General features: G+C 41.1%; 8 protein-coding genes. All 8 read left to right on the top strand.

The window, feature by feature from the left end; all coding sequences use genetic code 11:
• Nucleotides 1–19: 19 nt before the first annotated feature.
• The 8 genes from DWW10_RS11505 (at nt 20) to DWW10_RS11540 (ending at nt 11,517) form a co-directional block, all read left to right on the top strand.
• On the top strand, nt 20–3,388 hold the full coding sequence (locus DWW10_RS11505; RefSeq protein ID WP_118421292.1) for a glycoside hydrolase family 2 TIM barrel-domain containing protein: 3,369 nt from the start codon (nt 20–22) through the stop codon (nt 3,386–3,388).
• Nucleotides 3,389–3,859: 471 nt separating this feature from the next.
• Nucleotides 3,860–4,681, top strand: a complete 822-nt coding sequence (cysQ, locus tag DWW10_RS11510) for a 3'(2'),5'-bisphosphate nucleotidase CysQ (protein ID WP_022392500.1) — start codon at nt 3,860–3,862, stop codon at nt 4,679–4,681.
• 17 nt (nt 4,682–4,698) lie between these two features.
• Nucleotides 4,699–6,252: an SLC13 family permease gene (locus DWW10_RS11515; RefSeq protein WP_022392499.1), complete on the top strand. Its 1,554-nt coding sequence runs from the start codon at nt 4,699–4,701 to the stop codon at nt 6,250–6,252.
• Nucleotides 6,253–6,260: 8 nt separating this feature from the next.
• Entirely contained in the window at nt 6,261–6,866 is a 606-nt protein-coding gene (gene cysC, locus DWW10_RS11520; RefSeq protein WP_022392498.1) for an adenylyl-sulfate kinase, read from the top strand.
• 10 nt (nt 6,867–6,876) lie between these two features.
• The gene (gene cysD, locus DWW10_RS11525) at nt 6,877–7,785 is read left to right on the top strand and encodes a sulfate adenylyltransferase subunit CysD (protein WP_007663801.1); all 909 of its coding nucleotides are present in this window, start codon (nt 6,877–6,879) and stop codon (nt 7,783–7,785) included.
• Between the two features lie 117 nt (nt 7,786–7,902).
• Entirely contained in the window at nt 7,903–9,366 is a 1,464-nt protein-coding gene (gene cysN, locus DWW10_RS11530; RefSeq protein ID WP_022392497.1) for a sulfate adenylyltransferase subunit CysN, read from the top strand.
• Between the two features lie 53 nt (nt 9,367–9,419).
• Nucleotides 9,420–10,526 carry a sulfotransferase family protein gene (locus tag DWW10_RS11535; protein WP_022392496.1) on the top strand — a complete coding sequence of 369 codons (1,107 nt, stop codon included), beginning with the start codon at nt 9,420–9,422 and terminating at the stop codon, nt 10,524–10,526.
• Nucleotides 10,527–10,542: 16 nt separating this feature from the next.
• Nucleotides 10,543–11,517, top strand: coding sequence for a PCMD domain-containing protein (locus DWW10_RS11540; RefSeq protein WP_118421291.1), 975 nt, complete (start codon nt 10,543–10,545; stop codon nt 11,515–11,517).
• Nucleotides 11,518–11,862 lie beyond the last annotated feature (345 nt).

Here is an 11,862-nt window from a genome sequence, read left to right on the forward strand (position 1 = left end):
TATAACACAATCTAATGGTATGAATAAAGGTGTAATGATTTTGTTAGGGATGTGCATGTTGAATATCCCTATAACGGCAAACACGGTTGATAATGGTAGTCACACTCTTCCTTATTGGCAGGACATACAAACTGTCTCTGTAAATAGAGAACCTCCCCGTACGGCTTTTATGACCTATGATAGCCGTCAGAGTGCATTGAGTGGGAAATATGAGAATAGTAACTTCTATAAGTTACTGAATGGGACATGGAAGTTCTATTATTCGGATTCACATCGTAATTTGCCGGTAGATGCTGCGCAGGAAGTAGCAGATATGAAAGGGTGGAATGATATACAGGTTCCTGGCAACTGGGAAGTGCAAGGATATGGTGTACCTATCTATACCAATCACGGGTATGAATTCAAGGCGTTGAATCCACAGCCTCCGCAATTGCCGGAAGATATACCGGTAGGTATTTACCGGCGGGAAATTACTGTACCGCAAGATTGGATGTCACGTGATATTTATTTGCATATTGCGGGTGCTAAGTCCGGTGTTTATGTCTATCTGAATGGACAGGAAGTTGGATATAATGAAGATTCCAAGAATCCTGCAGAGTTCTTGATAAACAAATATATAAAGAACGGTAAAAATACATTGGTTCTGAAAATCTTTCGCTGGAGTACGGGCTCATATCTGGAATGTCAGGATTTCTGGCGTCTGAGTGGTATAGAGCGTGATGTATTTCTTTACTCTCAACCTAAAACTGCCGTGAAAGATTTCCGGGTAGTTTCTACATTGGATGATAGTTATACGAATGGCATTTTTAAATTGGCTGTCGATATTCGTAACAACGCCGCTACAGATAAAAACTTGCAAGTGTTGTATGAGTTGATAGATAAAGCTTCCGGAAAAGTGGTTGCTAATGCTACGGAGAGTTGTATCGTGAAAGGCGAAGATATTCAGACTGTGACATTTGGTGCAAATTTATCTGGGGTAAAGACCTGGACGTCCGAGAGCCCTAATCTCTATAAATTGCTGATCTCATTGAAAGAAGAAGATAAAGTGACGGAAATCGTTCCTTTCAATGTCGGTTTTCGCCGTATCGAGATCAAACAGATTGACCAGATAGCTAAGAATGGGAAACCGTATGTGGTGTTAATGATTAACGGACAGCCTTTGAAACTGAAAGGTGTCAATATCCATGAACATAATGAACACACCGGACATTATGTAACGGAAGAACTGATGCGTAAGGACTTTGAGTTGATGAAACAGCATAATTTGAATACGGTTCGTCTTTGCCATTATCCGCAAGACCGCCGCTTCTATGAATTATGTGATGAATATGGATTGTACGTTTACGATGAAGCCAATATAGAATCGCACGGAATGTATTATGACTTGCGTAAAGGCGGAACACTGGGTAATAATCGGGAATGGTTGAAGCCACACATGTATCGTACAATGAACATGTATGAACGTAATAAGAATTATCCTTCTGTAACATTCTGGTCTTTGGGTAATGAAGCCGGTAATGGCTACAACTTCTATCAGACTTATCTTTGGCTGAAGGATCAGGATAAAGAACTAATGGACCGCCCCGTAAACTATGAGCGTGCACAGTGGGAATGGAATTCGGATATGTACGTACCGCAATATCCCAGTGCAGAATGGCTGCGATATATTGGAGAAACTGGTTCTGACCGCCCTGTGGTTCCATCGGAATACTCTCATGCTATGGGTAATTCAAATGGTAATCTGTGGGATCAATGGAAAGAAATCTATAAATACCCAAATCTTCAGGGGGGATATATCTGGGACTGGGTGGATCAGGGAATATTGGAAACTGATGAGAACGGTCGTAAATACTGGACATACGGAGGAGACTATGGAGTAAATATGCCAAGCGATGGTAATTTCTGCTGTAATGGACTGGTGGGGCCCGACCGTAAGCCGCATCCTGCTATGGCAGAAGTGAAGTATGTACATCAAAATGTAGCATTTGATGCTGTTGATGTAGCTGCCGGTAAGTATCGGGCTATAAACCGTTTCTATTTCACTAATTTGAAAAAATATACCATTCGTTATGAGCTGCGTGCCAATGGCATCCCTGTTAAAAAAGGAAGTTTGACTTTGGATGTAGCACCTCAGGCGGAAAAAGAATTCTCAATTCCGGTGAAGAATGTGAGCGGAAAAGCGGGAGTTGAATACTATGTACATTTTAGTGTGGTTACCACTCAGCCTGAGCCATTGATACCGGTAGGATACGAAATTGCTTATGAACAGTTTAGGTTGCCGGTAGAAGCAAATAAGATTGCATATAAAGCAGCAGGACCGGACCTGGGTTGTAAAGAAGAGGGGAGTACTTTAGTCGTTTCTTCTCCTAAAGTGTATTTTGCGTTTGACCGTACTTCCGGTATGGTTACTTCCTATAAAGTGAATGGGTTTGAATATTTTGATAAAGAGACAGGTGTGCAACCTAATTTCTGGCGTGCGCCCAATGATAATGATTACGGGAACAGTAACCCGAAGCGTCTGCAAATCTGGAAAGCTTCAAGCCATAACTTTAAAGTGAGCAATGCTGCTGTGAGAATGGAGGGAAAGAATGCACTACTGAATGTGGTATATGATTTACCTGCCGGAAATCAGTATTGTGTCGATTATAAAATATATCCGGATGGAGTGGTGAATGTGGCCGTGAAGTTTACTGCTACTGACCAGGAGGCTGTGAAGACTGATGTGCCGGAGGATACTCATCTTGCTACTTATACTCCCGGTAAAAAGAAAGAAAAGAAAGATAACCTTGAAGTACCTCGTATCGGGATACGTTTTCATATACCGCAGGATATGAATATAGTAGAGTATTTCGGTCGTGGTCCGGAAGAAAACTATATAGACCGTAATGCCGGAAGCATGGTAGGGCGCTATAAGACTATTGCCGACTCAATGTATGTGGATTATGTTCGTCCGCAAGAAAACGGACATCGTACAGATACGCGTTGGGTTGTCCTGTCAGATAAGAGCGGACGTGGTTTGTTGGTACAGGCAGAGAACACTATTGGTTTTAATGCATTGAGAAATACGATTGAAGACTTTGATGCGGAAGATTCATCCCGTCCATATCAATGGCGGAACCGTTCTCCGGAAGAAATCGAAAACCATGATCTGGATGAGGCTAAAAATGCGATGCGGAAGATGACTCATGTGAATGACATTATTCCCCGGGATTTTGTAGAGGTTTGTGTTGACATGAAACAGCAAGGAGTGGCTGGTTATGATAGTTGGGGAGCAAAAGTGCAACCGGGCTATACAATACCTGCCAATCAAAATTATGAATGGGGATTCACGTTTGTGCCGATAAGGGCAAAAGCAGACGTTGATAAATCACTTCGTTATGATTATTGAGTGGATAGGTGATTTATATCTGTAAGTAGTAAATATTTACAAAAGAAAATGCTTGTAAGTTCAGTCGTATATTTAACCTGTTTCAATCGTATACTGAACCTATTTCAGTCGTATACTGAACCCTATTCAGTCGTATACTGAATTACTGCTATTATAATGCGTCTGATAATCAATGGTTTGCGAAATACTTATTTGATGTTGAAAAATGAAGACAATAGCGGCTTTGTAATATATGTAAAATAGGCATAGGTAAAAGTTTAGTTGTTTTCTGGAAAAATAGCCGGAAAAGAAACTGTTTTTGGGATAAGGTACTTCAATATTAAGTTGAAGTACCTTTTTTGTTTTATCGATTGTGAAAAGTGCTTATAAATATATCATGTAGTTTAAAAGAAGTTATAAAACTGAGGGTGGAAACTTTTGAGGATGAAAAAGTTTTTAATTTTGCACACTATATAAGTATAGATACCATATATGGAACAACGATATATATTGAACGCGATAGATGCAGCTCTGCACGCCGGTGCGGACATTCTCTCTATCTATAATGACCCGGCATCAGATTTTGAAATTGAAAAAAAAGCGGATAACTCTCCTTTGACCATTGCAGACCGTAAAGCTCATGAAACCATTACCAGATATTTGAATGCTACCCCTTTCCCTGTTTTGAGTGAAGAAGGAAAGCATCTGCCCTATACTGAGCGCTGTGGATGGGATTCTTTATGGATTGTAGACCCGTTGGACGGAACAAAAGAGTTCATAAAACGGAATGGTGAGTTTACTGTAAATATAGCATGGGTGAGCCATTCAGTGCCGGTAATGGGGGTGATTTATCTTCCGGTGAAGCAGGAACTCTATTTTGCAGAAGAACATATCGGTGCGTATAAGTTATCCGGCATTACTTCACGCGGAGATGTTTCATTGGAGGAATTAATGGCATCTGCTACCCGTTTGCCTGCTGAGTCTGCAAGAGATAAATTTGTAATCGTTGCTTCCCGTTCACATCTGACGCCTGAAACAGAATCCTACATTGAAGAGATGAAACGTCAGCATGCTGAAGTAGAATTAATTTCACGTGGCAGTTCTATAAAAATTTGCCTTGTAGCAGAAGGAAAAGCAGATGTATATCCTCGTTTTGCACCTACTATGGAGTGGGATACTGCTGCCGGACATGCCATTGCACGTGCAGCTGGAATGGAAGTTTATCAGGCGGGGAAAGAAGAACCGCTTTGCTATAATAAAGAGGATTTGCTGAACCCATGGTTTGTGGTTGAGCCTAAGCGAATGAAGTATTAACAAGATACAATGAAGCTATGACATTTGAGATAATATTCGTGCTTTTGTCACTTTTGGGCATGGTTGTTGCATTAGTGTTGGACAAAATGCGTCCAGGAATGGTATTGTTTTCCGTTGTGGTCTTGTTCTTATGTGCAGGTATTCTGAGCCCTAAAGAAATGTTGGAGGGGTTCAGTAATAAAGGAATGATTACCGTAGCCATGTTGTTTTTGGTTAGCGAAGGTATTCGTCAGTCGGGAGCATTGGGACAAGTAATCAAGAAGTTGCTTCCTATGGGGAAAACTACCGTGTTTAAGGCCCAGCTACGCATGCTTCCCACGATTTCTTTTATTTCTGCTTTTCTTAATAACACCCCTGTTGTTGTCATATTTGCCCCGATTATAAAACGTTGGGCTGAATCGGTAAAATTACCGGCTACTAAGTTTCTGATACCTCTTTCGTATGTGACCATTCTGGGTGGTATCTGTACTCTAATTGGAACTTCTACCAATCTAGTGGTACATGGCATGATATTAGAGGCTGGCTATGAAGGATTCACCATGTTTGAGTTGGGTAAAGTCGGTATTTTCATTGCCATTGCAGGTATTATTTATTTGTTTTTATTTTCTTCCAAACTTTTGCCTGATGTTCGTACGGATGCGGTGAAGCTGGATGACGAGCAGGAAGAGGATAGTAGCTTGCATCGGGTTGAAGCAGTGCTTGGTCCCCGTTTTCCGGGTATCAACAAGAAACTGGGTGAGTTTAATTTTAAACGTCACTATGGTGCTGCTGTTAAGGAAATCAAGCGAAGCGGACAGAGCATTACGGAGAATTTGGATAATGAAGTCCTGCGCGATGGCGATACGCTGGTGGTGATGGCAGATGATTCTTTCGTTCAGACTTGGGGAGAATCCTCAGTGTTCGTTCTGTTGGCTAATGGTAAAGACAACGAGCCGGTTCCCGGAAAAGGGAAACGTTGGTTTGCTCTCGTTTTGCTGATATTAATGATTGCCGGAGCTACAGTAGGGGAGTTACCGGTTGTGAAAGAAGCATTCCCGGATATTAAGTTGGATATGTTCTTCTTTGTTTCCGTGACTACTATTATTATGGCATGGACAAAAATCTTCCCGGCGCGTAAATATACCAAATACATTTCTTGGGATATTCTGATAACCATTGCCTGTGCTTTTGCCATTAGTAAAGCGATGGTGAATTCTGGTGTGGCGGATATAGTAGCAAGTTATATCATTGGTCTGACTGAACATTACGGACCGCAGGTTTTATTGGCTGCCGTGTTTATCATTACCAACTTATTTACTGAGTTAATCACAAATAATGCTGCTGCAGCATTGGCTTTCCCGTTGGCACTTTCCATTTCTTCGCAGATGGGCGTCAGCCCCATGCCTTTCTTTGTGGTGATTTGCATGGCTGCATCTGCCAGTTTTTCCACACCAATTGGATACCAGACAAACCTGATCGTGCAAGGTATAGGAAACTATAAGTTTACCGATTTCGTGCGCATTGGTTTGCCGTTGAATATTATAGCATTCTTGATATCCATATTCCTGATACCATTAATTTGGCCCTTTTAATTTAGATTATGACAGATAATAATATATATCCGATTTTTGATCGGATGTTGTCGAGACAAGATAAAGAAGAGCTCCTTGGACAACATAGTATGATGATATGGTTTACCGGATTGAGCGGTTCCGGTAAGAGTACAATAGCTATTGCTTTGGAACGTGAATTGCACAAACGCGGTTTGCTGTGCCGTATTCTGGACGGAGATAATATCCGTAGCGGCATTAATAATAATTTGGGCTTTACCGAAGCCGACCGTGTGGAAAATATCCGTCGTATAGCGGAAGTCTCTAAACTTTTTATTGATACAGGCATTATTACTATTGCTGCATTTATAAGTCCCAACAATGATATCCGCGAAATGGCTGCCAATATCATTGGTCAGGAAAATTTTCTTGAAGTCTACGTTAGCACTCCTCTTGCCGAGTGTGAGCGCAGGGACGTGAAAGGCTTGTATGCCAAGGCACGCCGGGGAGAGATTCAGAATTTTACCGGTATTTCTGCTCCGTTTGAGGCTCCTGCCCATCCGGCTTTGACTTTAGACACTTCAGTGCTCAGTCTGGAAGAGTCAGTCAACAAGTTGCTTGACCTTGTTTTATCAAAGATACAGATTAAAAAGTGATTATATAAAAATGGAAGAATATAAATTAAGCCATCTGAAAGAGCTCGAAGCAGAGTCTATTCATATTATCCGTGAAGTGGCTGCGGAATTTGAAAACCCAGTGATGCTTTATAGTATCGGAAAAGACTCTTCGGTGATGGTTCGCCTTGCTGAAAAGGCCTTTTATCCCGGCAAAGTCCCTTTTCCGTTGATGCATATCGATTCAAAATGGAAATTTAAAGAAATGATTCAGTTCCGCGACGAATATGCTAAGAAGTATGGGTGGAATCTGATTGTAGAGAGCAATATGGAAGCTTTCCATGCAGGAGTGGGACCATTTACGCATGGCAGTAAAGTACATACGGACCTGATGAAGACAAAAGCTCTGCTGAGTGCTTTGGACAAGTATAAGTTTGATGCAGCTTTTGGCGGTGCACGCCGTGATGAAGAGAAGTCACGTGCAAAGGAACGTATCTTCTCTTTCCGTGATAAGTTCCACCAGTGGGACCCCAAAAATCAACGTCCTGAATTGTGGGATATTTATAACGCCCGGGTACATAAGGGAGAAAGTATTCGTGTGTTCCCTTTGAGCAATTGGACTGAGCTGGACATCTGGCAATATATCCGTTTGGAAAATATTCCTATTGTTCCGTTGTATTATGCGAAGGAACGTCCTTGTGTTACGATTGATGGTAATCTGATTATGGCGGATGATGATCGTTTGCCTGAAAAGTATCGGGATCAGATAGAAATGAAAATGGTCCGTTTCCGTACGTTAGGCTGTTGGCCTCTGACTGGTGCAGTGGAAAGCAACGCCGATACAATTGAAACGATTGTAGAAGAGATGATGACCACTACCAAGAGCGAACGTACTACCCGTGTAATCGACTTCGATCAGGAGGCCAGCATGGAGCAGAAAAAACGCGAGGGATACTTTTAGGAATTAAAAATTAAGAATTAAAAATTAAAACCTGAGGATTGGAATCTTAAACCTGACCTTTAGAACTTTAATGCTTAGGTTTACGAAGATAAAGGTGATAATTAAAAAATAGAAGTGATGGAGAATAACTCTAAACTAAATATCAAGGAGTTTCTGGATAAAGATGAACAGAAAGACTTGCTCCGTTTTCTGACTGCCGGTTCGGTAGATGATGGAAAATCAACGCTGATCGGACGTTTGTTGTTTGATAGTAAGAAATTGTACGAAGACCAGTTGGATGCATTGGAACGCGATAGCAAACGAATGGGAAATGCCGGCGATCATATTGACTATGCGCTGTTGCTGGATGGCCTGAAAGCAGAACGCGAACAGGGTATTACGATTGATGTGGCTTATCGCTATTTCTCCACCAACAATCGTAAATTTATCATTGCCGATACTCCGGGACATGAACAATATACACGTAATATGATTACGGGTGGTTCCACGGCTAATCTGGCTATTATTTTAGTAGATGCCCGTACAGGGGTGATTACACAAACGCGTCGTCACTCTTTCCTGGTTTCTTTGTTAGGTATCAAGCATGTGGTGCTTGCTGTTAACAAGATGGACCTGGTAGATTTTTCAGAGGACCGCTTCAATGAAATAGTTAAGGAATATAAGGAATTTATTGCTCCGTTGAACATTCCGGATGTAACTTGTATTCCGCTATCAGCCCTGGATGGTGATAATGTAGTCGTTAAGTCTGAGCGTACTCCGTGGTATACCGGTATATCCTTGCTCGATTTCCTTGAGACAGTCCATATTGATAATGATCATAATTTGTCAGACTTCCGCTTCCCGGTACAATATGTGTTGCGGCCTAACCTCGATTTTCGTGGCTTCTGCGGTAAAGTAGCTTCAGGAATTGTGCGTAAAGGTGATGAAGTAGTTGCATTGCCTTCCGGTAAGAAATCACGTATTAAGAGCATTGTTACTTATGATGGTGAACTGGATTATGCTTTTCCGCCTCAGTCTGTGACTTTGACGCTGGAAGATGAAATAGATGTATCAAGAGGAGAAATGCTGGTACATCCTGATAACTTGCCGGTTGTCGATCGTAATTTCGAGGCTATGCTGGTGTGGATGGATGAAGAACCGATGGATCTTAATAAATCATTTTTTATTAAACAAACCACTAATCTGAGCCGTTCACGTATCAGTAGTATCAAGTATAAGGTAGATGTCAATACGATGGAACAATTGTCGGTTGAGAACGGACAATTAACTACTGATAGCTTGCCCATGCAGTTGAATCAGATAGCGCGTGTTGTGCTGACTACGGCAAAAGAATTATTCTTTGACCCTTATCAAAAGAATAAAGCAACAGGAGCCTTCATTCTGATTGATCCGATAACTAACAATACCAGTGCTGTCGGTATGATTATCGATAGGGTAGAGGATAAAGACATGCATATTTCGGAAGATCTTCCTGTCTTGAATTTACCGAAGCTTGGCATTGCTCCCGAACACTATGAAATCATAGAGAAAGCGGTGAAAGACTTGGAGCGTCAGGGTATTGAAGTGAAAATCATTAAATAATTTACCATTTGTATCATAAATGGTAAATTGAACATTGTCAAATTGCAAATAAGATGGGTTTACTCGAATTTAATAAACTTCCTATAAATACATTGGTTGGAGCCGATTGGAAGACATTTAATGCTATTACGAAAGGACGTGAGATAGATGCAGCATACAAAGGCAAGTACCGCTTGACTAAAGCTGTGTGCCGATTGCTTTCTACTCTGGCTCCTTTACAGAATGGACGTTATGAGAAGCGGCTGGCATCTCAACCTTTGGAACATGATCCGGTATTCATCCTTGGCCATTGGCGTAGTGGAACTACCTTTGTGCATAATGTCTTTTCATGCGATAAACATTTTGGTTATAATACTACTTATCAGACCGTATTTCCGCATTTGATGATGTGGGGACAGCCTTTCTTTAAGAAGAATATGAGTTGGCTGATGCCCGATAAGCGTCCTACGGATAATATGGAACTTGCTGTAGACCTGCCGCAGGAGGAAGAGTTTGCACTGGCCAATATGATGCCTTATACTTATTATAATTTCTGGTTCCTTCCTAAATATCAGCAGGAATATGCAGATAAATATCTGTTGTTTAATGATATCACGGAGAAAGAACTGAAAGTGTTTGAAGAGGTATTTGTCAAGTTGATTAAGATATCATTGTGGAATACACGTGGAACGCAGTTCCTGAGTAAGAATCCACCGCATACAGGGCGTGTGAAGGAACTTGTTAAGATGTTCCCCAATGCGAAGTTTGTTTATCTGATGCGTAATCCTTATACGGTATTTGAGAGTACCCGTAGTTTCTTCACGAATACGATTCAGCCATTAAAGTTGCAAGACATCAGTAACGAGGAACTGGAAAATAATATCCTTTCTATTTATGCTAAGTTATACCATAAATATGAGGCGGATAAATCGTGCATCCCTGCCGGGAATCTGATTGAAGTTAAATTCGAAGATTTTGAGGCTGATGCTATGGGAATGACCGAAAAGATTTATCATGATTTGTCTATTCCCGGATTTGCAGAGGCACGCGGTGACATCGAGAAGTATGTAGGTGGAAAGAAAGGATATAAGAAGAATAAATATAAATATGATGATCGTACTGTGCAATTGGTACAGGATAACTGGAATTTTGCACTGGATCAGTGGAACTATGAACTTTAATTGAAAGGCTAATGAGATGATGCAGAAGAAAATTCGTATGTATGGTATGCTATCCGCTTTTTTATATTGTGGGATGGCATCTGCACAGCAACAACAGCATACTGTGGAGATGATTCCATTCGGCAATATGGACCAGTGGGTAGACCGCCAGATTAAAGAGTCGGGCATTATCGGTGGCGCATTGAAGAATGTGTATGCTATCGGGCCGACTGCAACTATTCGTGAGAATAAGGCTTATAAGAATATGGGTGGATCACCGTGGGCAACTTCCAATGTGATGGCACGTGTGGCTGGTATTACTAAAACAAACACCTCCGTGTTTCCTGAAAAACGTGATGAAGGCTATTGCGCACGTATGGATACCCGTATGGAGAGTGTAAAGGTATTAGGAATCGTAGATATTACGGTGCTGGCTGCAGGTTCTATGTTTTTGGGTGAAGTACATGAGCCGATTAAGGGAACGAAGAATCCACAGAAGATGTTGAATTCCGGTATTCCTTTCACAAAGAAACCGATCGCTGTTCAGTTTGACTATAAAGTTAAGATGTCTGATAGAGAGAAGCGTATCCGCGCTACAGGTTTCAGCCGTATTACGGATGTAGACGGTAAAGATTTTCCGGAAGTGAATTTATTCCTGCAGAAACGTTGGGAAGACAAGGATGGAAATATTTTTGCGAAGCGTATAGGTACAATGGTGGTACGTTATTATAATACAACTGATGACTGGCGTAACAATGTTACTTATTCAATCATGTACGGAGATATAACAGGTGATCCTGCCTATAAACCTCATATGATGCGTTTGCAAGTAGAAGAGCGTTATGCCATCAACAGTAAGGGAGAGAGTGTTCCCGTTAAAGAAGTGGCATGGGGAACGGAAGAAGATGTTCCTACTCATCTATTACTGCAATTTACTTCCAGTCATGGAGGTGCTTATATTGGTTCTCCTGGTAATTCACTTTGGATTGATAATGTAAAGCTGGTATATTGATCTTTATTTGAGATAAAATGATAGAGTTGTGTTCGGAAGGGCACAACTCTTTTTTGTTTAAAGGGGGATATAATGCGTAAGTTTTAGTCTGATAACTATTTACTTGGCAATAGGGTATAAGGAGGATATATTTATGGAAAAGCTTTCCATATCAATGTTTCCGGAGACTATTAGAAGGATGATTCTGGTATTTCATAAGTATTGATAAGACAAAAAAAGAGTTGTGCCAAATCTGACACAACTCTTCCCAAATAAAATTTGGTACCCTATATCTTATTCCAGAATCACTACACGGTTCAGATAGTTCTTACCGAACATGTTAGCTGTACCACCGAATCCTACGAG

Source organism: Bacteroides intestinalis, assembly GCF_003464595.1.
GTDB classification, from domain to species: domain Bacteria; phylum Bacteroidota; class Bacteroidia; order Bacteroidales; family Bacteroidaceae; genus Bacteroides; species Bacteroides intestinalis_A.